Raw genomic sequence first — 24265 nt, 5'->3', positions numbered from 1 at the left:
GGGCACCGGCACCTGTCTGTCCGGCCTACACCAGGCCGTGCGCCAGCATCGCCTCGGCGACCCGACGGAACCCGTTGATGTTCGCCCCGGCCACGTAGTCGCCCGGCAGGCCGTACTCCTCCGCCGTTGCCCAGCAGCGGGCGTGGATGTCCCGGATCGTCTCCCGTAGCCGCTGCTCCGACTCCGCGAACGTCCACGACTCCCGGCTGGCGTTCTGCTGCATCTCCAGGGCGCTCACCGCCACACCACCGGCGTTCGCCGCCTTGCCGGGAGCGAATCGCACACCGGCCCGGCCGAGGATGCGTACCGCCTCGGGGGTGGTCGGCATGTTCGCTCCCTCCACCACGGTGGCGCAGCCGCCGGCCACGAGCTGGGCGGCCTCCGCGCCGCCGATCTCGTTCTGGGTCGCGCAGGGCAGGGCCAGGTCGCAGGGCACCTCCCAGGGCGTACGACCGGGGACGCTCACCGCGTGCGGCACGTCGAGCACGTAGTCGGCCAACCGGCCCCGCCGCCGCTCCTTCAGCTCCCGCAACACGGCCAGGTCGATGCCCTTCTCGTCGAGCAGGTAGCCGGTGGAGTCGGAGCAGGCGACCACCGTGCCGCCGAGCTGGTGCACCTTCTCGATCGCGTGGACGGCCACGTTGCCGGAGCCGGACACCACCACCCGCTTGCCGTCCAGGCCGTCGCCGGTCTGCCTCAACATCTCCTCGGCGAAGAACACCGCGCCGTACCCGGTGGCCTCCGTGCGCGCCTGCGCGCCGCCGTACGCCAGGCCCTTGCCGGTCAGGACGCCCGACTCGTACCGGTTGGTGATTCGCTTGTACTGGCCGAACAGGTAGCCGATCTCCCGGCCGCCCACCCCGATGTCGCCGGCCGGCACGTCCGTCTGCGCCCCGATGTGCCGGTGCAACTCCGTCATGAAGCTCTGGCAGAAGCGCATCACCTCGCGGTCCGAGCGTCCCTTCGGATCGAAGTCCGCGCCACCCTTGCCGGCACCGATCGGCAGCCCGGTCAGCGCGTTCTTGAAGATCTGCTCGAAGCCGAGGAACTTGACGATGCCCAGGTACACCGACGGATGGAAGCGCAGGCCACCCTTGAACGGGCCGAGGGCACTGTTGAACTCGACCCGAAAGCCCCGGTTGACCCGGATCCGACAGCTGTCGTCCTCCCAGGGCACCCGGAAGATGATCTGCCGTTCCGGTTCGCAGATCCGTTCGACGATCCGGGCCTCGGCGTACTCGGGGTGCCGGGCCAGCGCCGGCCCGATGCTCTCCAACACCTCCCGTACGGCCTGGTGGAACTCGGGCTCACCCGGATTGCGGGCGACCACACTGGCGAACACCGACTCGACCGTCTCCGGCATCACCGACACGTCCCTTCCGGTTCGGGCCCGGCGCCGTTGCCGGACCTCGGCGGTGCCGCGCACCGACCGTCCCCGGATACGGTTCGTCACCGCCGTCCGGTTCACCGGCGGTTGGTGACCAGTTCAGGCACCTGGTTCGCCGCCGGGTCGACTGATCCGGGCCGCCTCCTGGCGCGTACCCCTCGGTAGGGGACCGTGGAAGGGGAGGCCGATGGCCGGATCGGTGCAGGACGGACAGGAACGAACACATCCCGGGTCAGCTCCGGTGCCGCAGGTCGAGGTGTCCCCGGCGGGCCCCGCCGGTACCGGGGAACCACCACCGGATCGGCCCACCTGGTCGCCGGCGGCCCGGGTGCTGGTCGCCGCGGCGGTGCTGGTGCTGGGCCTGGGGGCGGTCGCGGTCGTGGTGATCCTCTCCGACCCGCACCGGCTCGGCCGGGTCTTCTCCGGCGCGCCGGAACCGGTGGCCAGCGCGCCCGCCGGGCCGGACGGCACCAGCGGACTGGGTGGTGCCGCCCGGGCCGCGCAGGAGAGCCCCGAGGAGGTGACGACCGCGCCGTTGGACGGTCGGCGACGTGCCACCTTCGAGCTGGTCGACGGGCTGGACCGGGTCGACCTGCGGGTCACCGAGCTGGGGGAGGAGTTGTACCGCGTGATCAGCCCGGCCAACTCCGGCTCGCGGGCACGTCCCGACCTAGCCGGCGACCGGCTGTCGCTGCGGATGGAGCGGACCAGCGAGCAACCGGGCAGCGTGGAGGTGCTGCTGAACGCCCGGGTGTCCTGGGATCTGCGGCTCACCGGCGGAGCCGCCGAGCGACGGCTGGACCTGAGCACCGCCCGGCTGTCCGGGCTGGAGCTGACGGGCGGAGCGACCCGGACAGACCTCCGGCTGCCCAGGGTCGACCGGCCGCTTGTGGTGCGGGTGACCGGGGGCGTCAACCAGTTCGACGTGACGGTCGCCGGCGGTGCGCCGGTGCGCGTACGGGCCGGCTCGGGTGCCGGTGCCGTCGATCTGTACGGCCAGCGCCGGGACGGCCTTCCGCCGGGTACGGTGCTCGGCACACCGGGCTGGGACCGGGCCGCCGGGCGGATCTTCCTGGACCTGGTCGCCGGTGCGAACGTGGTGACCGTACGCGCCGGGTGAGCCACCCGTGCGCCCGCCCGCCCGCCCGCCGATGGCCGGGCGGGCGTCCGGGGCGGGCGTAGAGTCGAGTCGTGGAGCGTGCCGAAGCGATGCCTGCCGAGACCCGCCCGCCCGGTGTGGCGACTGTCGACCCCGGCAGCGTTCTGCTGCCCGGCCACGATGTGCCGCTGGGTCGCTACACCACTGTGCGCCGGCTCCTGCCACAGCGCACCCGCCGGCTGGTCGGGGCGTGGTGCTTCGTCGATCATTTCGGACCCGACGACGTGGCCGAGCGGCCCGGCATGGAGGTGCCACCGCACCCGCACACCGGCCTGCAGACCGTGACCTGGCTGCTCGACGGCGAGATCCTGCACCGCGACAGCCTCGGTAACGAGCAGCCGATCCGTCCCGGCCAACTCAACGTGATGACCTCGGGTCACGGCATCGCGCACTCCGAGCGCTCACCGGCGGCGCATCCGCCCCTGATGCACGGCGTGCAGCTGTGGGTGGCGCTGCCGGACCGGGCCCGAGCCGGCGCGCCCGACTTCGCCCACCACGCCGAGCTGCCCCGGTGGCGTGACGGGGACCTGGACGTCACCCTGCTGGTCGGCGAACTCGCCGGGGAACGCTCGCCGGCCCGGGTGCACACGCCGCTGCTCGGCGCGCAACTGGAACTGGCCGGCACGGCGACGGCCGGCCTGCCGCTGCGGCGTGACTTCGAGTACGCCCTGCTGGCCCTCGACGGTGCCGGCGAGGTCGACGGCCAGCCGCTGACGCCCGGGGCGCTGCTCTGGCTCGGGTCCGGGCGGGACACGCTGCGGCTACGCGGTGAGCCGGGTAGCCGGTTGATGCTGCTCGGTGGCACTCCCTTCGAGGAGCCGCTGGTGATGTGGTGGAACTTCGTCGGCCGTGACCACGAGGAGATCGTCGCCGCCCGGGAGGACTGGATGGCGGGGCGGCGTTTCGGGGTCGTCGCCGACGATCCGGACCCGCCGCTGCCCGCACCGGCCCTGCCCACCGTCCGGCTCAAGGCCCGCGACCGGTCCGGCGGCTTCCACGATTAGACAGGGCCGATGGCGGGTGCCGCACGGCTCAAGCGGGCGGGATAGAGCCCTTTGTCGGTACCCGCTGTCCGTTCGGCTGATGGCGTGAGTTATGCTTGCCGCAGTAACAGCCAGCCGCCCGGTTCGGGTAGCTGTCGGCCGCCTGGTGGCCGCGCCCGGTTCGGGCGCATCGTCGCCAGGGCAGGCGGTTACGCAGGGGCGCCCCCGGCCGCGGTTCGTGGCCGGGGCGCCCCCCTGTCTCTCGCACACGTGTGTGTCGGCGGGCCCGGTTGTCGGCGGGCCCGGCCCGGATCGCCGCTCAGATGCTGCGCAGGTGCTGGGAGACCCGTTGGTGACGTTTGTCGCGTCCCTGGGCGGCGCGCTGCGCCTCGGTGATCTCGGGGGCGGCGTCGATGCCGGCCGACCGGGCCACCTGGTTGCCGTTGGCATAATCCACCGGAGGCAGGGCGCGCAGGGCCTGCAGCACGTCCGCCGGCGCCCCTTCGCGCTCGGCCTCGCGTACCACCTCGTCCTTCCCGGCGGGAAAGTCCAGGCTGGACAGGTATTGCAGGACGTCGGCGTAACTCGCCATGGTGTCGGCTCCTCCCGGCTTCGATCCGGCCACGATCGGGCGCGGATACCCGGCCCGGGGCAGCTCACGCGCCGCGACCGGCGGAAAGCGGTAGCCGTTTCCGTGCCGGCCGGGTGGGTAAGCGCGGCCGGAGGGGGTACGCGATGAACTACGACACCTTCGTCGACCAGGTCGCGCAGCGCACCGCGACGTCGTCGTCACGGGCGGCGGAGCTGATCCGGGCGACGCTGGAGACGCTGGCCGAGCGGCTGACCGGCGGTGAGGTGCTGGACCTGGCCGTGCAACTGCCCGACCCACTGCGGCTGCCACTGCGCCCGACGCCGGACATCGAGGCTGCGGAGCGCTTCGGAGCTGCCGAGTTCGTCGCCCGGGTGGCCCTACGCGCCGGGGTCGAGGAGCCCGCCGCCCGGGACGCGGTCCGTGCCGTCTTCACCACTGTCCGGGAGGCGGTGATTGGCGGAGAGTTCGACGAGCTGGTGGTCCAACTGCCCCGCGACTACCGGGACATGGTCGAGCCCGCCCTGGCCCCCGGCGCGACCCTGCGCCGCCGCTGAGCCACAGGCAGCCCGACGGGTCACAGGTCAGCCGACCGCGCCGGTAGCGCGCAGGCCGGCGATGCGGTCCGGGTCGAAGCCGACCTCGGCGAGAATCTCGTCGGTGTGCTCACCGGGCCACGGCGGTGGTCGGCGGATCGCGGTCGGCGTGGCGGAGAACCGAGGTGCCGGAGCCGGCTGGACGACCCCGTCCCGGAGGACGAAGGTCTCCCGGGCGGCCAGGTGTGGGTGTTCCGGAGCCTCCCGCCAGTCCAGCACCGGTGCGGCGCAGGCGTCCGAGGCGGTGAGCAGATCCGCCCACTCGTCCCGGGTACGGGTGCGGAACAGGCGCGCCCAGGCGGTCCGCAGCGCCGGCCAGTTCGCCGGGTCGGTCCGGTCGACCGGCTCGTCCGGGGGAAGCGGGAAGCCGGTGAGGCGGACCAGCTCGTCGTAGAAGCGTGGCTCCAGCGCACCGACGGCGAGGTGTCGACCGTCCGCGCACTCGTAGGTGTCGTAGAACGGCGCGCCCCCGTCGAGCAGGTTGACCCCACGCGGGTCCTGCCACATGCCGAGCTGGCGCAGCGCGTGGATCTGGGTGCTGAGCACCGCGACACCGTCGACGATTGCCGCGTCGACCACCTGGCCGGTCGCGCCACCGCGGACCGCGTAGAGCGCGGAGACGACACCCAGGGCGAGCATCATGCCGCCACCACCGAAGTCGCCGAGCAGGTTCATCGGGGGCACCGGGGGCGCATCGGGCCGTCCGATGCCGTGCAACGCGCCGGTCAGCGCCAGGTAGCCGATGTCGTGCCCGGCGTACGGGGCGTTCGGGCCGTCCTGGCCCCACCCGGTCATCCGGCCGTAGACCAGGCGCGGGTTGACCGCGTGGCAGTCCGCCGGACCGATACCTAGCCGCTCGGTGACCCCGGGCCGGAACCCCTCGACGAGGGCGTCCGCGCCGCCGATCAGGGCCAGCGCCACCTCGCACCCCTCGGCGGACTTCAGGTCGACGCCGATCGAGCGCCGCCCCCGGTTGAGCAGGTCGGGATGCGGGGTGCCGGTGCCGATGGCGGTGGCGTCCACCTCGCTGGCCCGGTCGACCCGGATCACGTCGGCGCCCAGGTCGGCCAGCATCATGGCGGCGAACGGCCCGGGACCGATCCCGGCCAGTTCCACCACGCGTACGCCGGCCAGCGGGCCGGTCGCCAGGTCTGTGGTCACCCGGGCCACGATAGGCGCTCACGTCGGGGTCGGCCGGTCGCCCGGCGTGAGCGATGCCACCGGGCCGGGCAGCGCCCCGCGTGGCGGGTGGAATTCGGCTGTCCTAACCTTGTCAGCACGAGGGGAGTACTTCCCACGAACCATGCCGGTCAGTACGGCGCGCCCGGAGCGCGCCTCGGGTGGTTGCCCACGAAACGTGGGTGAAGGAGACCTCGAACATGACACGGTGTTCGAGGAGGCCCCATGTCCGAATTGTCTGTCGCGGCGGACCTGCAGACCATCGGTACGCCCTCGCTGTGGGCGATCACCATTCTTGGCGTGCTCGCCCTGCTGGTGCTGGACTTCGTGGTGACGCGTCGTCCACACGAGGTGTCACTCAAGGAAGCGCTGGGCTGGTCCGCCTTCTACATAGCCCTGCCACTTGCCTTCGGCGCCTGGGTCTGGTCCCGGTACGGGCGGCAGGAGGGCATCGACTATCTCGCCGGCTACCTCGTCGAGAAGTCGTTGTCGGTGGACAACCTCTTCGTGTTCATGCTTCTGCTGGCGGCCTTCGCGGTGCCCACCGAGCTCGCCCAGCGGGTGCTGCTGTTCGGCATCACCGGAGCGTTGGTGCTGCGCGGCATCTTCATCGCCCTCGGCGCGGCCGCCCTGCAGACCCTGGACTTCGCCTTCCTGATCTTCGCGCTGATCCTGCTGTTCACCGCCGCGAAGCTGCTCCGCGACGCGTTCACCGGGCACGAGCAGTCGGTGGACATCGGCACCATGCGCTCGGTGCGTCTGCTGCGCCGGTTCATGCCGGTGGTGCACGAGTACCACGGCACCAAGATGACCGTGCGGGTCGACGGGCGCCGGGCGCTCACCCCGCTCGCGCTGGTGGTGGTGGCGGTGCTCGCCACCGACGTGGTCTTCGCCGTCGACTCGGTGCCGGCGGTGTACGGCATCACCGAGGACCCGTACCTCGTCTTCGCCACAAACGCCTTCGCCCTGCTGGGTCTGCGGGCGCTGTACTTCGTGCTGCACGCGGCGCTGAGCCGCCTGGTCCACCTCACCTACGGTCTGGCGATCATCCTGGCCTTCATCGGCGTCAAGCTCGGCCTGCACTGGGCGCACGGCATCTGGGAGGGCGTGCCGCTGATCCCCACCGAGGTATCCCTCGGGGTCATCATCGTCGTGCTTGCCGTGGTCACCTTCACCAGCCTGCGGGCGACCCGCAACGTGGTGCCGGGCTCCAAGGAGGTCGTCACCGAGCGGAAGTGACAGGCGTCGGTCCGGGTGACTACCAACCCTGACTGGTCGAACGCGTCCGTCGTGGCGCGGGGCGTGGTACGACTGAGCGGTGGGCATCGTCACACCGGGTTTCCAGGGTCGGCCCCGCGCCGAGGCGCCGGATCTGCCGCCGGGCCAGTACCTCACGCCGGATTTTCCGGTGCTCTCCGCCGGTCCGACCCCCCGGGTGCCGCGTGACACCTGGGAGTTCGTGATCAGCACCGAGACCGGTACCGAATACCGGTGGAGCTGGGACGAGATGATGGCGCTCCCGCAGGAGACGCCGACCGTCGACATCCACTGCGTGACCAGGTGGTCCAAGTTCGGCACCAGCTGGCGGGGCGTCTCGCTGGACACCCTGCTCGACGGTGTGGACTCCGCCGCCGACTACGCCCTGGCCCACTCCTACGGTGGCTACACCACGAACCTTCCGCTGGAGGACCTGCGCGACGGGCAGGCCTGGCTGGTACACACCTACGACGGCGACGACCTGGCGGCCGAGCACGGCGGCCCGGCCCGGCTGCTCGTTCCCCACCTGTACTTCTGGAAGTCCGCCAAATGGGTGCGCGGCATCCACCTCACCGTCGAGGACACCCCCGGCTTCTGGGAGACCGCCGGCTACCACGACTACGGCGACCCGTGGCGTGAGCAGCGGTACCAGGGCGATTGAGCGCCCGGATGAGCTGGCGGCAGGCCCGGTTGGTGGCGCACCGGGCCGAGACGCCGACGGCGCGGACCCTGGTGCTGGAGGTGCCGGGCTGGCCCGCCCACCTGCCTGGCCAGCACGTCGACATCCGGCTCACCGCGCCGGACGGATACCAGGCGGCCCGGTCGTACTCGCTCGCCGCCCCCGCTGACGGCGAGCGGATCGAGGTGAGCGTCCAGCGGGTCACCGACGGCGAGGTGTCGCCGTTCCTGGTCGACGGCTACCGCGAGGGCGACCCGGTCGAGGTGCGCGGTCCGATCGGCGGTTGGTTCGTCTGGCGACCACAGCAGACCGAGCCGGTGCTGCTGGTCGCCGGCGGGTCGGGGGTGGTGCCGCTGATGGCCATGATCAGGGCCCGACGGGCGGCCGGAAGCCGGGTCCCGTTCCGGCTGATCTACTCCGTGCGCACCCCCGACGACGCCTTCTACACCGAGGAACTGCGCCGCCGGGTACGCGACGACGCCGGCCTCGACGTGGCGCACGTCTACACCCGCCAGGCGCCCGAGGGGTGGCGCGGCGAACCACACCGGCTCGGCCTCGCCGACGTCAACACCCACGGCTGGCCACCGGAGCTGGAGCCGCTGGTGTACGTCTGCGGGCCCACAGGTTTCGTGGAGGCCGTCTCCGATCTGCTCGTCGGGCTGGGCCACCCGGCGTGGCGGGTACGCACCGAACGTTTCGGCCCGACCGGCTGAGAGGAGGCCGCGGATGACCGCGCTGCCGTACGTGGACGGCAACATGCTCGACGGTCCGTTGGGGGAGGTGTTCGCCGTCGACCTGAGTACGGCCACCGCCCGGTGCGCCCACTGCGGCACCGCCGGTCCGGTGGCCGGGCTGCGGGTCTACTCGCACGCTCCCGGTCTGGTGGGCCGCTGCCCCACCTGCGTCGAGGTGATGGTGCGCCTGGTCCGCGCCCCCGACCGCGCCTGGCTAGACCTACGCGGCACCACATTCCTCCAAATCCCGCTACCCCCCACCCCCTAACCCCCACCGCTCCGCGATCTTGCACTTTTGGTCGTTGTGATGTCACTTTTGCGCAGGTCTGTCGCGACAAAAAGTGCAAGATCGCGGAGGTGGTGGGACGTTTGACGGCGGGTACTGCGGGAACCGGGCCGGAATGACGAAGCCTCGTGTGGTGATCGTGGGGGCCGGGTTCGCCGGGTACCACGCGGCGAAGACGTTGAGCCGGTTGGCCCGCGGCCGAGCCGAGATCGTCCTGCTCAACTCGACCGACTACTTCCTGTACCTGCCCCTGCTGCCGGAGGTCGCGGCGGGCGTGGTGGAGCCGGGTCGGATCGCGGTGCCGCTGGCCGGCACGCTGGACGGCGTACGGGTGGTGATCGGCGAGGCGGACAGCGTCGACCTGCAGAACCGGTGGGTCGGCTTCACCCAGCCGGAGGGTGACCGCAACCGGTTGGCGTACGACAGGTTGATCCTGTCCGTCGGCAGCGTGAACAAGCTGCTGCCGATTCCCGGCGTGACCGAGTACGCCCACGGCTTCCGGGGCCTGCCCGAAGCGCTCTACCTGCACGACCACGTGGTCCGGCAGATCGAGCTGGCCGAGCAGGCCGAGGACCCGGCCGAGCAGCAGGCCCGGGCCACGTTCGTGGTGGTGGGCGCCGGATACACCGGCACGGAGGTGGCCGCGCACGGCATCCTGTTCACCGACGAACTGGCCGCCCAGCATCCCCGCCTGAAGATCCGGCCCAGGTGGATGCTGCTGGACGTCGCCCCACGCGTACTGCCCGAACTGGACCGGCGGATGTCGGTCACCGCCGACCGGGTGCTGCGCCGCCGTGGGGTGGACGTCCGGATGGGCACGTCGGTGGCGGTCGCCACCTCCGACGGGGTCAAGCTCACCGACGGCGAGTACGTGCCCACCTGTTCGCTGGTCTGGTGCGTCGGCGTACGTCCCGACCCGTTCGTGGCGGAACTGGGCCTGCGGACCGAGAAGGGGCGGTTGGTCGTCGACGAGTACCTCAACGTCCCCGGGTTCCCCGAGGTCTACGCCTGTGGCGATGCCGCCGCGGTGCCCGATCTGACCCGACCCGGCGAGATCTGCACGATGACCGCGCAGCACGCGCAGCGGCAGGGCAAGCTGGCCGCGCACAACATCGCCGCCTCGTACGGACAGGGGCGCCGTCGCCCGTACAAGCACCACGACCTCGGCTGGGTGGTCGACCTGGGCGGCAAGCAGGCCGCGGCGAATCCGTTGAAGGTGCCGCTGTCCGGCCTGCCCGCCAAGGCGGTCACCCGTGGCTACCACCTGCTCGCGATGCCCGGCAACCGGGCCAGGGTGAGCGCGGACTGGGTCCTCGACGCCGCGCTGCCGCGGTCGGCGGCCCAGCTCGGATTGATCTCGGCCACCGCCGTACCGTTGGAGAGCTCGTCGCCCGAGATGCCGGCGCGGGTCCGCTGACCTCACGCTCCCCGCGCGCCGGACCGGACGGCCGTGCGGCCGTGGGCGGGTCCCACGACCGCACCGGCGGTGTCCGGTGGCTCAGCCGTCGGCCATTCCCGCGCCCGCCTCGTCGACGGCGTCATCGACCGCGTGGGCCAGGTCGACGTCCATCGCGGTCACCGCCCCGGCGTTGCCGGAGGTCACGATCAGCACGGCGGCGGTCGGGCCGACCCGGCCGATCCGTGGCCCGCGACCGGTCCGCTGGCGGAGCAGGTCGAGCCGGTCCAGCACCCGGTCGAGGTTGCCCGGCGGCAACTCCAGGGTCCGGGACAGCGCGGAGCCGTCACCGGACCAGTAGGGCAGGTCGGCCAGCGCCGCACCCAGTTCGGCCGCCGACAACTGCGGCGTCGCGCTGGCCACGCCGACCACCCCGCCGCCGGCTGCCGGCGGGTTCAGCAGTTCCCGCAGCTCATCCGGTACGTGCAGCGACTCGATCAGGTCACCGTCGTGCTCGGCGAGCGCGGCGAGGGTCGCTTCGGCCTGGTAACGGGCCTGCTCCGGGCTTCGGCCGCTGATCCGACCCACCTCGGCCAGAAAGCCGCCCAGATCCTGGCGGCGCTCGATGCCGTCCACCGGGACCACATCGTGCAGTGAGGCGGGAACCGCCTCCAGCAGCCGACGGCGTTCGCCGGCCTCCAGGGCCCAGGCCAGTACGAGCACCGTCGACTCGACCCCGACCTTGGCGGTGCGGAAGTCGACGCCGACGCGGCGCACGACGTCCTCCACCAGGTCGCGGTAGCCCACAGTGGTGACTCCCGGCGCCGTCACGCCCGGTTCCGGGCGAGGCCGAGGGGCCTCCGGGGTGCCGGCCGGTGGGGGAGCGGGACCACCCCGGGTGGTGTCCGGCTTGTGGCGGCCGCCGGCCGGCGCGGGTCCGGCCCGCTTGCTCTGGTCGAGGTGGGCGAGTTGCTTGGATGCGCTCAGGCTGGCCCCGGTGTCGGCGGCCCGCATGCCGCGTTCCCGGGCCTGGCGGGCCAGTGCCCGGCGGCGTTGGTTGTCGCCCTCCATCTGCTTACGCATGGTGAACACCTCGCTTCCGCTGCTGCTGCCTGCCTTCGTCGGTGGCCTTCCCGGCCGCCGCCGGGGCGAAACGATCGGGCCGGCGCGGGCGGTGGGCCGGTTGCCGCCGTCGGCGAGGCTTCATCCGGGCGGGGTGAGGGCCGGTCACCCGGACGGGGCCGACGATCGCGGTGGACCGGAGATCTTCCGAGGCCCGGCGGAAGGGAAGGTCGTGATGAAGCGGATTGTCGAGATCGTCCCCGCTCGACCCGGTTGGTACGCCCGGTGGCGGCTGGAGCCTGAGCGCACCTGCTGTTACCCGGTGAGCCTGTGGGCGCTGTTGGAAGAGGCCGACGGCGGTGGTCGCGAGGTGATCGGCGTCGACTGCGCCGGTCAGTGGCCCGGGGAGCAGGACGACGGGACGGGTGCGGAGTTCATCCGCTATCTGTTCAAGACTCCCGATTCGGGGCCGCCCGAGGACGCCGAGCCGACCACACCGCCCCACCGCACGGGCCGATATCCGGTGCCGGCCCCCTGAGCCATCCTCCGGCCCCCGACCCCTGGTCCCAGGGTCGGGGGCCACCCCTGTGGTGGCCCCGGCAGGTCAGCCGACCGCCTGCACGTCGTTCTTCCCGGCGGCCGGGGGCAGCTCCAGCACCTCGGCGAGGCCGGTGCGGTCCAGCAGGTGGCGCAGCGTGGTGTTGACGCCGGTCAACCGCAGCGGCGCGGCGCCACCTCGATGGGCGATCACGAACGCGCTCAGCCCGGAGGAGTCACACATGGTTACCCCGGTCAGGTCGATGACCAACTGCTGGTAGCCGTCGCGCCGCAGCGAGCTGATGACCTCGACGAGTTCAGGCGCGCTGTCGAAGTCCAGTTCGCCGGTCAGCCGCAACTCGGCACGCCCGGAGTCGTGCCGGTCGACCTCGATGAGCAACAGCTGTGCCGACATGAATCCATGCTCCCAGGACGCCGGCCAGCCGCAAGTCGCGGGGGCGGAAAGTTCGCGGGGTGACGGGCGAAACCCGCCACCTGCCCGCCCGGCGCCGCTGGCCGCTACACGGTGACCGGGGACTGATCGTCGGGCTCGGTGCCGGTGGGCCCGGCATCGACCGGCTCGCGGGCCAGCAGGCCGGTCACTCCGGTCATGTCGAGGATCGTCGCGAGGAACCGGGGGACCGTCCGTAACCGCAGTCGGATGCCCCGCTGCTGCCCCTCCCGCCAGGCATGCACGATGACGCTGAGCCCGGTGCTGTCGATGAACTGCAGGCCACCGAAGTCGAGCACCAGGGTGGCGGGGTCGCTGCTCATCGCCCGGTCGATCTCGCTCCGCAGCGGTGCGGCGGTGGTGTATGCCAGGTCACCGGCGACCTTGATCACGGGTGTGTCGGGAGCGGACCTGTCGACGGACATGCTCAGCGGCGGCGTTTCGGGTCTGCGACCGTGGGACAGCAACGATCACGCCTTCCGCGGGTGGCGGGCGGGTAAGGGCGCTCGGATCGTAACAACAGTCGAGCTGGCCCGCCGGTCGGGCGGCCGTCGGCGTCCGGCGGACCGTCGCCCGGGTGGCGGCATCGGCGGACGCGCGTAGGCTGGGGTGTCAGGACGCGACCAGGCAGGCCGCTCGGAGCGGCTGCGCAACCGAGAAGGAGCGAGGCTCAAGCTGGTGACAGGTGCCGACGTCAGGGACCTCGACCCAGGCGACGGCCGGTTTTCCAGGCCGAGTGTCGCCCGGGTGCCTGCGTGGCGTCCAACCACCTCTCGGCAGGTCGCTGCGGCGTCCGCCCTGGAGCTGCCCCAGAGTCAGCCCGCCGCCGACTGGCCCGAGGTGGCCGAACATCTCCGCGAGGGCGTGGTGGTGTGTGGCCCGGACGGTACCGTACGGCACGTCAGTCCGGTCGCCCAGCGGCTGCTGCCCGACGTGGTCGTCGGCGGGACGCTCGCGACTGTCGATCAACTGATCTCGCTCGATCCACACGTGCGCCACCACGGCCGGCGGCTGCGGGTGCGTCGAGTCGCCCTGTCCGCCGGGCGCAGCTGCCTGTACGTCGAGGACGTCAGCGACGGCGAGCAGCGCGCCGACGAACTGGCCGCCGAACGGGCCAAGTCGGCCTTCCTGGCCGTGGTCGGCGACAAGCTGGGCAACCCGTTGCACCCGGACCGGGCCGCCGCCGCTGTGGTCCGTCTGGCCGTGCCCACCCTGGCCGAGGTGGCGGTGCTGGTGTTGGCCCCCCGCTCCGGTCGGGCCCAGTGGTGGCGTGCCTGCCGGTCAGCGGACGAGACGCCCACTGTCGATCGCGGGGTGCTCGCCGCGACGGAGCTGCCCCCGGCGATCACCGACAGCCTGCGGGGCGTCCAGCCGCACACCGTCGACTGGCTGGTCGAGCAGGCCATCGACGCGGGCTGGTTGCCCGGTGTCGCCGCTCACGAGGTGGCTGCCCGCCTGGTGCCGTTGCCGGGTCGGGACGCGCCCGCAGGGGTGCTGCTCGTCGCCCGGGGGACCGGCGGGCGGTACGGCGAGGACGAGTTCGACCTGGTCCGGACCTTCGCCGCCCGGGCCGGCGCGGCGTTGACCACCGCGCTGCTCTACCGCGAACAGGCCGAGGTGGCCGACACGTTGCAGGCCAGCTTGCTGCCCGTCGAGCCGGCGCCGGCTACGGGTGTGCAGTGGGGTACGGCGTACCGTCCCGCTCAGGCAGGCCTGCGTATCGGCGGCGACTTCTACGGTTCGCACCGGCTGCCCGACGGCGGCTCGGTGTTCTTCCTGGGCGATGTCTCCGGCAAGGGGGTCGAGGCGGCGGTCTTCACCGGGCAGCTGCGGCAGTGCCTGCACGCGCTGCACCGGGTCGAGCAGCACCCCGCCAAGCTGCTGCGGCTGCTCAACGACGCGCTGCTGGAGACCACCCTGGCGCACGGCCAGGGTCGGTTCGCCACGATGGTGCTGGGCGTGGTCCGTCCGCACCGCGACGGTGGACTGGGGCTGACGCTGGCCGGCGGCGGGCACCTGCCGCCGTTGGTACTGCGGTCCTCCGGCGAGGTGGAGCAGTTGCCGTTGACCGGAATGCTCGTCGGCGTGGTGCCGGATCCGCGCATCGGTCAGGTCTCCACGCGGTTGGCCCCCGGTGAAACCTGTCTGCTCTACAGCGACGGGGTCACCGAGGCCCGGGGTGGCCGCCGGGGCGAGGAGCTGCTCGGCACCGATCGCCTGATCCAGGCGCTCAGCGGCTGCCACCGGATGCCGGCGCCCGCGTTGGCCGAGCGGATCGAGCAGGTCACCTGCGACTGGTTGGCGCAACGCGACCACGACGACATCGCGGTGCTCGCGTTGCGCGCCAGCGGAGTCGGTGGCCGTCCGCAGCGGCACCTGCACGCGGTGCCGACCCTGACCGGGCCGGACCCGCAGGAGACGACCGCCCGGTGACCGCCGCGACCAGGGACAGCCTGCCCGAGGCCGGCTACCGGGACTATCTGCACTGTCTCGCCGAGGCCGACGAGCACGCCGCCGTCGAGGTGGCGTGCGGGCTGCTCGACGCCGGCGTGCCGGCCGACCGCGTACTGCTGGAGCTTGTCGCTCCCGCGCAGGCCGAGGTGGGGGAGCGGTGGGCGCGCAACGAGTGGAGCGTGGCCCAGGAGCACGCGGCGACGCACATCAGCGAGCGGGTGGTGGCGGCTGTCGCCGCGTACGCCGACGTGCGCCCGACCGGCGCTCGGATCGTGGTGGCCTGCATGGACGGTGAGTGGCACGCGCTGCCGGCGCGGCTGGTCGCCGAGGTGCTGCGGCTGCGCGGCTGGCAGGTCACCTTCCTGGGCGCCAGCGTTCCGGCCGCGCACCTGGTGTCGTACCTGCACCGGTACGACGCGTACGCGGTGGCGCTCGCCTCGGCGTTGCCGATGCGGCTGCCGCACGCACACCGGATGATCGAGGCGTGCCGGCGTTCGGACGTGCCGGTGCTCGTCGGTGGGCGGGGCTTCGGGGTGGACGGCCGGTGGGCTCGGCGGCTCGGTGTGCCCTGGGCCGCCAACGCGGTCGCCGCTGCCGAGCTGCTCGGCGACGAACGTGCGCTGCGGGCGTCGGGGCCGGCGAACCTGGCGCACCTCGCCGACGACGAGTACGCCGGCCTGGTCAACCGCCGTGGTGAGCTGATCGACGGGGCCCTGACCGAGCTGACGCAGCGGTTCCCGGCCACCCGCGACCACACTCCGGCCCAACTGGACTCGACGGTCAGCGACCTCGGGTACATCCTGGACTTTCTGGCCGCCGCCCTCTACGTCGACGACGGCTTGCTGTTCACCGAGTTCATCGAGTGGCTGACCACCATTCTGGACAGTCGAGGGGTTCCGGCCGCGGCGATCGACGCTTCCTTGTCGTACTACACGCGGGTGTTGCACGACTTCCCCCGGGCGGTGGACCATCTCCAGCGGGGGCGTGCGGTACTGCCGGCGGCGGCCCGGCGGTCTGCCTGACTCGCGCGTGATGTCCGGCCCGTGAGCGCCCGCGTATACTTGCCGCGCAGCAAGCATCTGGCCCTGCGTGGCGGGAGGAGATCGTCGTGACGTTCACCGTCACGCACGTCGGCGACGACGGTGGTGGGCCGACCCGCCTCCGCCTGGCCGGTGAGCTTGACATGATCAGCGCCCCTCGGCTGAACGCGGTCATCGACCGTCTGACCTCGGCCGGCCAGCAGCGGTTGTTGATCGATCTGACCGAGTTGACCTTTTGTGACTCGACGGGCATCGCCGTCTTCGTCCGCGGCGACAACCGAGCGGCGGCCGAGGGCGGCTGGCTCCGGATCACCGGCGCGGCGGGCCGGGTGGCGCGGGTGCTCGCGGTGACCGGTCTGGCGGGGGTGCTGGGGTACGGCTGCGACACCCCGGACCCGGCGGTCACCAACCGTCCGGGGATGGGCTAGATTTCCGCCAGCGCGGGGCCGGCAGGCCTCGTCGTGACCGACCTGAGGCAGGTAGAGATGGGCGCAGGCACCCTCGCTCCGGTTCGTATTCTCGTGGTGGACGACGACCCGGGCGACGTGCTCATGATCGAGGAGGCCCTGGCCACCTCGGACGTCGAGAAGGTGATCGACGTGGTCGGTGACGGTCAGGAGGCGATGGAGTTTCTCCGCCGCGAGGGCCGGCACAGCGACGCGCAGCGTCCGGACGTGATCCTGCTCGACCTCAACATGCCCCGGATGGACGGGCGTCAGGTGCTCGGCGAGGTGAAGCGCGACGAGGATCTACGGACCATTCCGATCGTCGTGTTGACCACCTCGAACGCGGACACCGACATCATCAGCAGCTACACGCTCCAGGCCAACGCGTATGTCACCAAGCCGATCGACCTGGACGACTTCAACGACGTCGTGCACCGCATCGACGAGTTCTTCGGTCGCGTGGTCGTGCTGCCCAAGCGCGCCTGACCCGGCGGCCCGTCCGGCTCAGGTCAGTGCCGCCACGATCGTGGTCGCCCGCTCCTCGTGCTGGGCGTAGGCGTACGGGAAGGCCGAGATCTGCACGGCCTGGGCGGCCAGGGTGAGGCTCATCTGCTGCCATCCGGGCACCTCCAGCAGCGCCTCGTAGAACGCGCGGGCCGCGTACGCCGGCCGCATCAGGTCCCGCACGCTGCCCCAACCGCTGCTGGGTCGCTGCTGGAACAGCCCCACCGAGTCGTGGTCCCAGCCGATGGCCTGGTGCGGGTAGTTCTGCGACTCGGGCAGCACACCGCTTGCGTAGTTGAGCAGGGTGCTCTCCTGCATCGCGGTGGCGACCGCGATCACCAGCCCCTGGCGGGGGATCTTCATGTCGACGCCGACGTCCACGATCGCCTTGGCGTTGTCCATCTGTGCCTGGTTGAGCCCGGCGACGGGCCGGGGGCGCGGTGGCTTGGTGGGGGCCTTCTTCTTCGTCGCCTTCGGCTTGGGGGTGGCCGACGGCTTGGCGGTCGGCGAGGCGGTAGGCGTGGGGCTGGCGCTGGACGGGGCGGGCGTGGGGCTGCGGTCGAGGGAGCGGGAGGCCGCCTCCTCCTGAGCGGCGAGCGCGCGCTCGGTGAGCGCCTCGGTCACCGGAGGCGGCGATGCCCCGTCGTCGTGCCTGGCTGCCACCACGGCTGTCGCGCCGAGGCAGCAGGTCACACCGGTGGCCAGGGCCACCCGGACGGGGGTGGAGGCGAGCACCGCGCGAACGCCGCGGCGCTGCGTCGGAACGGCGCGATGTCGGCCCATCACCCTTTCGGGTGATGCCTCGTCGGCCGAAAGGCTTGCCGGTTGCCCGGGGGTCAGCTTCTGGTCGATGTCGTCGTCGGGATGCACCCGCCGAGGCTAGAAACTTAACGGCGGTCTGCCATCGGCCCGGTTGGTGGCATGCGTCACAATTCGCGGCTATCCGCCAGGAGATTCTCCACGCTCACTGACAAAGGGAACTAAGCCCTCCTGTCCGTCGATGGGTAAATGTCGTTAATGTCTGGACAAAGCAGGGCGAAAAGCGAATCTTGCCGGCGTCTATCGACCCCGTGGGGTGCCTCCCCCGAACGGACGAGGACAGGGTCGACCCGACCGCGCCGACGGGTCGGGCGGTCGGGCCAGCAGGTGCCCCGGGTGCCAGGGAAAGCCCGGGATCAGCTCACCAGCGGGTCAGTGCCGGCCATTCTCCGCCGGACTCACGGTGAGCCGGTGCCGGCCGCCGTCCTCGCTGGAGAACGGCCACAGCCGGTCGGCGTGCTCGACCAGTTCGGCGAGCTGCTGTCGACTCAGCCCGACCGAAGAGATCGAGGCGTGCACGTCAGCCCGATACCGGCCGTCGTCGTCGCGTCCGAGTTTCGCCTCCGCGCGTACCTGCACGGTGTGTGCCTCGTCGGTGATCCCGCCGGCCGCCTCCACCGCCGCGTGGTGCAGGCAGGACGCGAACGCGGCGGCCAGCAGCTGCGACGGGGTCAGCCCGGTGCAGTGCGGTGCCAGGGGCGAGGCGAGGGCGGTCGAGAGCGCCTCGTCGTCGGTGTGGATGTGACCGCCCTCGGCGGTCGCGGCGGCAACCTCGTTCAGCCAGGAACTCGGCATCGCGTTCCTCCCGTCACTCCCCGCCCGGCTACCCGGGGCGGGTCGGGTGAAACCGGGAATCAGCCGCCGTGCCGACTCCACTGGGCGACCGCGGCGGCCTCGGTGACCTCGGCCGCGGCCCGCTCCGTCCACGGGCTCACCGCCGGCGGCCGCTGCCGTGGCATCAGCGGCTCGTGCATCGGCACGTACACCCGGGCGTCGACCGCCTCGGCCAGCAGCAGCGCGGCCACCAGGCTGCTGGGCCGCCGGGTCGGGTCGTCGGCGAGGCAGCGCCGACACAGCTCCGCCACCTCGGCGGGCAGTCCGGACAGCTCGGGCAGGGGGCGAGGCTCCCGGCGGCCCTCTCGGCCGAGCAGCTGGCTGACGCTGTCCGCCGGGTACGGCAGGCGTCCCGCGAGGCAGTAGTAGAGCAGCACCCCGAGGGCGTAGATGTCGGCCGCCGGGGTCGCCGGGGCCCGGTGCAGCTGCTCCGGCGCCAGGTAGGCGGGCGTACCCACGACGACGCCGTCGGGCGTGGTGTCGGCGGCGCCGGCAGGGGTGGCGATACCGAAGTCGAGCACCTTCACCCCGGACGGGGTGAGCATCACGTTCGCCGGCTTGATGTCGCGGTGCACGATGCCGTGGGCGTGCGCGGCGGCCAGCGCGGCACTCACCTCCGCACAGACGCGCACCGCGATCCGCCAGTCCAGCGGACCGGCCCGCAGGTGCGCGGCAAGGGTCTGCCCCTCGGCCAGCTCCATCACGATGTACGGCAGCTCGCGCCCCATCACGGTGTCGCAGGTGCCGAAGTCGTGCACGCTCGCCACGTTCGGATGGACCAGGCGGGCCGCGGACCGGGCCTCGCAGCGGATCCGCTCCACCGAGGCCGAGCCGTCGGGCTGCCCGGGCGAGACCAGCTTCACCGCGACCGGCCGGTCCAGCACGGCGTCGTACGCCCGCCACACCTCCGACATCCCGCCGATGCCGATGCGCTGGTCGAGCCGGTAGCGCCCGTCCAGCGTACGCATCGATCGCCCCCTGTCCCTCGTGCCGCTCCGTCACGACCCGACGGACCGTGGCCTCGGCACGGTACCCCACCCCCGATCAGGGCAAACCCGCCTCCGACGGCGGCTGGTGCGTTAGCGTGCGAGCCGGGACGCCCGACGCGCCGGGCGGGCTGGAGGCGGAACGTGATGAGTGAGGTGACCGTGCGCTTCGTCGGCGGTCCGGCCCACGACCTGGTCCGGTCGTTGCCGGCCGGACCGGACGGCACCCCACCGCGACTGTGGGTGCTCCGCCGGCCCCAGGAGGCACCCACGCCGGCCGCGGACCATCTCTACGTGCGGCAGCGACCTGACGGGTCGGGCACCTGGTCCATGCGCTTCGTCCGTACCGACCCGGTAGGTGTGACCGAGTGACCCCGGGCCCACCTCGGGCGATCGTGGCCGCACAGCCGGCCCACAGGAGCCGCACAAGTGGACCCCAGCACGCGGCACCACCATGGGAACCGTGATGACCGAGGGGGAGGCCGCGCCGGGCCGGGTGGAACTGCGTCGACCGGACGGTGAGCCGGTCCGGGTGCTGGTCGTGGACGACGAGCCGACCCTGACGGATCTGCTGTCGATGGCCCTGCGCTACGAGGGCTGGCAGGTGCGTACGGCAGGCGACGGCATGGCCGCGGTACGCGCGGCGCGGCAGTTCCGACCGGACGCGGTGGTGCTCGACGTGATGTTGCCCGACCTGGACGGCTTTCAGGTGCTGCGCAAGCTGCGGGCGGACAACGACACGGTGCCGGTGCTCTTCCTGACCGCCCGGGACGCGGTCGAGGAGCGGGTCGCCGGGTTGACCGTCGGCGGCGACGACTACGTGACCAAGCCGTTCAGCCTGGAGGAGGTCATCGCCCGGCTGCGCGCGTTGCTGCGCCGTTCCGGCTTCGCGGTGGCCACCCGGCCCGACGCGGTGCTCACCGTCGGCGATCTCACCCTCGACGAGGACAGCCACGAGGTACGCCGGGACGGCCGGCTGATCACTCTCACCGCCACCGAGTTCGAGCTGCTGCGGTACCTGATGCGCAATCCCCGCCGGGTGCTGAGCAAGGCCCAGATCCTCGACCGGGTGTGGCACTACGACTTCGGTGGCCAGGCCAACGTCGTCGAGCTGTACATCTCGTACCTGCGGAAGAAGATCGACGCCGGTCGCCAGCCGATGATCCACACGCTGCGCGGGGCCGGGTACCTGCTCAAGCCGGCGGAGTGACCGGGATGCGCCGCTGGCTGGCGGGCTGGTCGCTGCGGACCCGCCTGGTGCTCACCCTGGTGGCGCTGCTCGCCGCGGTCAGTCTGGCCATCGGCGGCCTCACCACCGTGGCGCTCCGTCAGTTCCTGATCTCCCGGGTGGACGAGCAGTTGCGTTTCACGCCCTCGGGACGGCCCACCGCCCCATGGGAACCCGGCCCCGGCACCGGCCCCTGGGGCGATGTGCGGGTGCCGCGCGGCTTTCCGCCCGGCACGATAAGCGCGCAGGTCGTCGACGGCCGCGTCACCGAGGCGTGGACGCTCGTCGGCCGGCAGGAACAGTCGGTGCCTGTCGACGAGGTGGGTGAACTGGCCGAGGTGTCCACCGACGGTCAGGCGCACAGCCTGAGCCTGGGGGAGCGGGGCGGCTACCGGGCGGTGGCCCGGCAGTCGCCCACCGGGACCGTGCGGGTGTTGAGTGTGCCGCTGGCCGGCGTACAGGAGACCGTCTGGGCGCTGGTGGCCGCGCAGGCCGGGGTCACCGTGGTCGGCCTGCTCGTCGCCGGCACCGCCGGGGCGCTCATCGTCCGGGTCACCCTACGTCCGCTGCGCCGGGTCGCCGCCACCGCCGCCCGGGTCAGCGAGCTACCGCTCGACCGGGGTGAGGTGGCGCTCTCCGAACGGGTCCCGGCCACCGACACCGATCCGCGTACCGAGGTCGGGCAGGTCGGCTCCGCGCTCAACCGGATGCTCGGCCACGTCGCCGCCGCGCTGGCCGCCCGGCAGGCCAGCGAGACCCGGGTACGCCAGTTCGTCGCCGACGCCAGCCACGAGCTGCGTACGCCCCTCGCGGCGATCCGCGGCTACGCCGAGGTGGCGCGCCGGGGCCGGGACCAGGTGCCGCCCGACGTGGCCCACGCGCTGCGCCGGGTCGAATCGGAGAGCACCCGGATGACGAGTCTCGTTGACGACCTGCTGCTGCTGGCCCGGCTGGACTCCGGCCGACCCCTCGCGGTGGAACCCGTCGACCTCTCCGCACTCGTCGTCGATGCCGTCAGCGACGCGCACGTGGCCGGCCCCGAGCACCGCTGGCGGCTCGACCTGCCCGAGCCGGTCATCCGGGTGACAGGTGACCCCGCGCGGCTGCACCAGGTGCTGGCGAACCTGCTGGCCAACGCCCGGGTGCACACCTCGCCGGGCAGCACCGTCACCACCCGGCTTCGGCTGGCCGGCGACACCGCCGAACTCAGCGTCACCGACGACGGCCCCGGCGTACCCCCCGAACTGCGGCCGGAGGTGTTCGAACGCTTCGCCCGGGGGGACAGCTCCCGGTCCCGTGCCCACGGCAGCACCGGCCTCGGCCTGGCCATCGTGGCGGCCGTGGTGGAGGCGCACCACGGCACCGTGGCGCTTGACTCCCGGCCGGGCCACACCGTGTTCACCGTCCGGCTGCCCAACTCCCCAGCCGACGCATAGCCGACGCACGGAGGCGGGCCAGTTGCCCGGCCGAGGCTGGCCGGCATGGACAGTACGGACAACCGGTCCGCCACGCTGACGGTGCACGAGCGCCCCGACGCCCCGCCGGCAGCCGCTCCGCCCGGCCCCGCACCTGGAGCTGACCCTCGGCGACAACGGCCTGGGTCGGATCACCGGCACCGAGGTGGGCAGCGTCGGCGGTGGTGGCGGGCCGGGCGGCGGTGGTCCGTTCTCCGGGCAGATCGGCCCGCTGCGGATGTTCGGTAATTCACCCTCCTCCGCCTAGCCATGCACCACCACCCCTGAACCCCCTCCCCTCGCGTTGATCATGAGGCTGGCGGCACGTTTGGCGTGGCGTGACAACAACTTCATGATCAACCGGCCGGAAATGGGGTGGGAAGTGTGCGGTTGTGGCCTGCGCGGGTTGGATGGGGGCGTACGGTGGGGTAGGTCCGGCTATGTCGCCCTCATGCTGAATGTGAGCTGTGGCGGTTGGTGTCGGTGTCGTGACGGCAGAGGGAAGGAGCGGTCGGTGAACCACCTGGCCTACCTGGACGCGGGATCCGGCAGCCTCATCGTGCAGGCGGTGGTCGGCGGTGTCGCCGGGGTCGCGGTGGCGGCCAAGCTCTACTGGCGCAGGCTGGTCAGCCGGTTCCGCCGCCAGCCGACCGACCAGAGCTGACCCGACGCGATGGTGATCCCAGACCTGGGCCGGTCGACCCGACCGGCCCCGCTCGACGTCGACCCACGCCCGGAGCCCGGTTCCTTCCGTGACCCGGCCAACCGGGTGTTCCACGCCGGCGACGACGTGCTGCGCGCGCTCGACCGGACCGCCGCGGACCACTGGCGTGCCCTCGCCGCCAGCAGCTTCTTCCCGCCGCTGCTCGCCACCGGCAAGGTCTGTGGCACCGAGGAGTTGCCCGCGGAGTCGCCGCTGCGGGACCTGCCGACCGGCTCGGCGTCGTCGAGCTGGGCGACGGTGCTGCGGCACGAGCGTGTCCCGTTCGTCTCGCACCCGTACGAGTGGTCCTTCGCCATGCTCCGCGACGCGGCGCTGCTGCACCTGGAGATCCTCCGGGCCGCCCTGCCGGCCGGGTTCACCACCAAGGACGGCTCGGCCTACAACCTCCAGTGGCGTGGCACCGATCCGGTCTTCATCGACGTCGGGTCCTTCACCCCGCTGCGCGACGGCGAGCCCTGGGCCGGCTACCGGCAGTTCTGCCAGACGCTGCTCTACCCGCTGATGCTCGGCGCGCACCTGGGGCTGGCGTTCCAGCCCTGGCTGCGGGCTCAGGTCGACGGCATCGAGCCGGAACAGATGGGACCGTTGTTCCGGGGCGCCCGCCGACTGCTGCCGGGAGTGCTCACCCACGTCCACCTGCACGGCTCCGTGCAGCGCCGCAGCGCCGCCACCAGCACCGCCGAGGTGCGCGCCCAGTTGCGCGACGCCGGCTACACCCGTGAGCTGGCCCTGGCCACCGCGCGTGGGCTGGAAAAACTCGTCCGCCGCCTGGACCATCAGCCGCCAGCCACGCACTGGGTCGACTACCAGCACACCTGCGGCTACTCCGGCGACGACCGGACCGGCAAGGAGCGTTTCGTGGCCGCCGCGTTGACCGCCGCCGGTCGGCGCCGGCTGGTGCTCGACCTGGGTGCCAACGACGGACGGTACGCCCGGCTCGCGGCCCGGCACGCCGACTACGTGGTCGCCGTCGAGCAGGACCCGGCGGTGGTCGACCGGCTGTACCGCACCCTGCGCGGGGAGGGCGAACGGCACGTCCTGCCGCTGGTGATGGACCTGGCCGACCCGTCACCGGGCGGTGGCTGGCGCGGCACCGAACGGGCCTCGTTCGCCGCCCGGGCCAAGGCCGACACCGTGCTCGCCCTGGCCCTGGTGCACCACCTGGCGATCGGGCGCAACGTGCCGCTGCCGGAGGTGGTGGCCTGCCTCGCCGGCTTCGCCGCGCCCGGCGGCCGGCTGGTGGTGGAGTTCGTCCACCCGGACGACCCGATGGCCGCCCGGCTGCTGGCCAACAAGCCGGACGGCATCTTCCCCGACTACCGGCGGGACGCCTTCGAGGCGCTGCTCGCCGGCCACGGGACCGTCGAGGACCGGCTGGAACTGCCCTCGGGCACCCGCACCCTGTACCGGGTGGCGCTTCCGTGACCGACCGCCCCACCACCGGAGCCGACGCGAGCGGCTCCGGCGACGACCTGGTGCCG

Annotated in this window: 27 protein-coding genes; 18 read left to right on the top strand and 9 right to left on the bottom strand. The window is 72.5% G+C overall.

The genetic code is table 11. The features are described 5' to 3' along the window. Window positions 1-25: 25 nt before the first annotated feature. Window positions 26-1363, bottom strand: coding sequence for an NADP-specific glutamate dehydrogenase (gene gdhA, locus CLT74_RS09500; protein WP_099851662.1), 1338 nt, complete (start codon window positions 1361-1363; stop codon window positions 26-28). Window positions 1364-1574: 211 nt separating this feature from the next. Here gdhA and CLT74_RS09495 point away from each other — a divergent pair, with 211 nt between their 5' ends. Beyond that, on the top strand, window positions 1575-2507 hold the full coding sequence (locus tag CLT74_RS09495) for a hypothetical protein (RefSeq protein ID WP_486582185.1): 933 nt from the start codon (window positions 1575-1577) through the stop codon (window positions 2505-2507). Between the two features lie 89 nt (window positions 2508-2596). Continuing rightward, complete coding sequence (locus tag CLT74_RS09490) at window positions 2597-3550, top strand: pirin family protein (protein WP_486582713.1); 954 nt, start codon at window positions 2597-2599, stop codon at window positions 3548-3550. A 298-nt stretch (window positions 3551-3848) separates the two neighbouring features. Here the strand turns inward: CLT74_RS09490 and CLT74_RS09485 are convergent, their stop codons facing one another. Beyond that, window positions 3849-4121: a DUF2795 domain-containing protein gene (locus CLT74_RS09485; protein WP_099846214.1), complete on the bottom strand. Its 273-nt coding sequence runs from the start codon at window positions 4119-4121 to the stop codon at window positions 3849-3851. Window positions 4122-4264: 143 nt separating this feature from the next. On the opposite strand from CLT74_RS09485, the gene CLT74_RS09480 reads away from it, so the two are divergent. Then, window positions 4265-4675, top strand: a complete 411-nt coding sequence (locus CLT74_RS09480; protein ID WP_099846213.1) for a DUF2267 domain-containing protein — start codon at window positions 4265-4267, stop codon at window positions 4673-4675. 27 nt (window positions 4676-4702) lie between these two features. Here CLT74_RS09480 and CLT74_RS09475 read toward each other — a convergent pair whose 3' ends face one another. Further along, on the bottom strand, window positions 4703-5875 hold the full coding sequence (locus CLT74_RS09475) for a CaiB/BaiF CoA transferase family protein (protein ID WP_099851658.1): 1173 nt from the start codon (window positions 5873-5875) through the stop codon (window positions 4703-4705). A 243-nt stretch (window positions 5876-6118) separates the two neighbouring features. On the opposite strand from CLT74_RS09475, the gene CLT74_RS09470 reads away from it, so the two are divergent. The 5 genes from CLT74_RS09470 (at window position 6119) to CLT74_RS09450 (ending at window position 10266) form a co-directional block, all read left to right on the top strand. After that, a complete protein-coding gene (locus CLT74_RS09470; RefSeq protein ID WP_099846212.1) occupies window positions 6119-7132 on the top strand; it encodes a TerC/Alx family metal homeostasis membrane protein in 1014 nt (337 codons plus the stop codon). A gap of 79 nt (window positions 7133-7211) precedes the next feature. Further along, window positions 7212-7811 carry a sulfite oxidase-like oxidoreductase gene (locus tag CLT74_RS09465; RefSeq protein ID WP_099846211.1) on the top strand — a complete coding sequence of 200 codons (600 nt, stop codon included), beginning with the start codon at window positions 7212-7214 and terminating at the stop codon, window positions 7809-7811. Window positions 7812-7819: 8 nt separating this feature from the next. Continuing rightward, complete coding sequence (locus tag CLT74_RS09460) at window positions 7820-8542, top strand: ferredoxin reductase (protein ID WP_099846210.1); 723 nt, start codon at window positions 7820-7822, stop codon at window positions 8540-8542. Between the two features lie 13 nt (window positions 8543-8555). Then, window positions 8556-8831 carry a DUF6510 family protein gene (locus CLT74_RS09455; protein ID WP_099846209.1) on the top strand — a complete coding sequence of 92 codons (276 nt, stop codon included), beginning with the start codon at window positions 8556-8558 and terminating at the stop codon, window positions 8829-8831. A 133-nt stretch (window positions 8832-8964) separates the two neighbouring features. Then, window positions 8965-10266 (top strand): NAD(P)/FAD-dependent oxidoreductase, encoded by a 1302-nt coding sequence (locus CLT74_RS09450; protein ID WP_099846208.1) that lies wholly within the window; start codon window positions 8965-8967, stop codon window positions 10264-10266. Between the two features lie 81 nt (window positions 10267-10347). Here the strand turns inward: CLT74_RS09450 and CLT74_RS09445 are convergent, their stop codons facing one another. Next, window positions 10348-11328: a DUF2267 domain-containing protein gene (locus CLT74_RS09445; RefSeq protein ID WP_099846207.1), complete on the bottom strand. Its 981-nt coding sequence runs from the start codon at window positions 11326-11328 to the stop codon at window positions 10348-10350. Window positions 11329-11542: 214 nt separating this feature from the next. Here CLT74_RS09445 and CLT74_RS09440 point away from each other — a divergent pair, with 214 nt between their 5' ends. Further along, entirely contained in the window at window positions 11543-11845 is a 303-nt protein-coding gene (locus CLT74_RS09440; RefSeq protein WP_099851655.1) for a hypothetical protein, read from the top strand. Window positions 11846-11911: 66 nt separating this feature from the next. Here the strand turns inward: CLT74_RS09440 and CLT74_RS09435 are convergent, their stop codons facing one another. Further along, entirely contained in the window at window positions 11912-12259 is a 348-nt protein-coding gene (locus CLT74_RS09435) for an STAS domain-containing protein (RefSeq protein WP_099846206.1), read from the bottom strand. Between the two features lie 104 nt (window positions 12260-12363). After that, on the bottom strand, window positions 12364-12720 hold the full coding sequence (locus CLT74_RS09430; protein ID WP_099846205.1) for an STAS domain-containing protein: 357 nt from the start codon (window positions 12718-12720) through the stop codon (window positions 12364-12366). A gap of 253 nt (window positions 12721-12973) precedes the next feature. Between CLT74_RS09430 and CLT74_RS09425 the strand changes: the two genes are divergently transcribed. The 4 genes from CLT74_RS09425 (at window position 12974) to CLT74_RS09410 (ending at window position 16721) form a co-directional block, all read left to right on the top strand. Next, the gene (locus tag CLT74_RS09425; protein ID WP_099846204.1) at window positions 12974-14728 is read left to right on the top strand and encodes a GAF domain-containing SpoIIE family protein phosphatase; all 1755 of its coding nucleotides are present in this window, start codon (window positions 12974-12976) and stop codon (window positions 14726-14728) included. Next, window positions 14725-15771 carry a cobalamin B12-binding domain-containing protein gene (locus CLT74_RS09420; protein WP_099846203.1) on the top strand — a complete coding sequence of 349 codons (1047 nt, stop codon included), beginning with the start codon at window positions 14725-14727 and terminating at the stop codon, window positions 15769-15771. Before CLT74_RS09425 ends, CLT74_RS09420 begins: the two co-directional genes overlap by 4 nt. A gap of 86 nt (window positions 15772-15857) precedes the next feature. Beyond that, window positions 15858-16217, top strand: coding sequence for an STAS domain-containing protein (locus CLT74_RS09415; RefSeq protein ID WP_099846202.1), 360 nt, complete (start codon window positions 15858-15860; stop codon window positions 16215-16217). 57 nt (window positions 16218-16274) lie between these two features. Beyond that, the gene (locus CLT74_RS09410; RefSeq protein ID WP_099846201.1) at window positions 16275-16721 is read left to right on the top strand and encodes a response regulator; all 447 of its coding nucleotides are present in this window, start codon (window positions 16275-16277) and stop codon (window positions 16719-16721) included. An 18-nt stretch (window positions 16722-16739) separates the two neighbouring features. Here CLT74_RS09410 and CLT74_RS09405 read toward each other — a convergent pair whose 3' ends face one another. From CLT74_RS09405 to CLT74_RS09395, 3 genes are all read right to left on the bottom strand, one after another. Continuing rightward, window positions 16740-17609, bottom strand: coding sequence for a hypothetical protein (locus CLT74_RS09405; protein WP_099846200.1), 870 nt, complete (start codon window positions 17607-17609; stop codon window positions 16740-16742). A gap of 321 nt (window positions 17610-17930) precedes the next feature. Beyond that, entirely contained in the window at window positions 17931-18353 is a 423-nt protein-coding gene (locus tag CLT74_RS09400; RefSeq protein WP_093402731.1) for an OsmC family protein, read from the bottom strand. 59 nt (window positions 18354-18412) lie between these two features. Further along, on the bottom strand, window positions 18413-19360 hold the full coding sequence (locus CLT74_RS09395) for a serine/threonine-protein kinase (protein ID WP_099846199.1): 948 nt from the start codon (window positions 19358-19360) through the stop codon (window positions 18413-18415). A 165-nt stretch (window positions 19361-19525) separates the two neighbouring features. Here CLT74_RS09395 and CLT74_RS09390 point away from each other — a divergent pair, with 165 nt between their 5' ends. From CLT74_RS09390 to CLT74_RS09375, 5 genes are all read left to right on the top strand, one after another. Beyond that, entirely contained in the window at window positions 19526-19750 is a 225-nt protein-coding gene (locus CLT74_RS09390; RefSeq protein WP_099846198.1) for a hypothetical protein, read from the top strand. A 94-nt stretch (window positions 19751-19844) separates the two neighbouring features. Continuing rightward, entirely contained in the window at window positions 19845-20588 is a 744-nt protein-coding gene (locus CLT74_RS09385) for a response regulator transcription factor (RefSeq protein WP_199172151.1), read from the top strand. A 5-nt stretch (window positions 20589-20593) separates the two neighbouring features. Then, window positions 20594-22042 carry a sensor histidine kinase gene (locus CLT74_RS09380; RefSeq protein ID WP_099846196.1) on the top strand — a complete coding sequence of 483 codons (1449 nt, stop codon included), beginning with the start codon at window positions 20594-20596 and terminating at the stop codon, window positions 22040-22042. A gap of 532 nt (window positions 22043-22574) precedes the next feature. After that, entirely contained in the window at window positions 22575-22724 is a 150-nt protein-coding gene (locus tag CLT74_RS30755) for a hypothetical protein (protein ID WP_013734425.1), read from the top strand. A 9-nt stretch (window positions 22725-22733) separates the two neighbouring features. Further along, window positions 22734-24209, top strand: a complete 1476-nt coding sequence (locus tag CLT74_RS09375; protein WP_099846195.1) for a class I SAM-dependent methyltransferase — start codon at window positions 22734-22736, stop codon at window positions 24207-24209. The last annotated feature ends 56 nt before the right edge of the window (window positions 24210-24265 follow it).

The organism is Verrucosispora sp. CNZ293, assembly GCF_002754655.1.
This window is presented reverse-complemented; position numbering and strand designations above follow the sequence as displayed.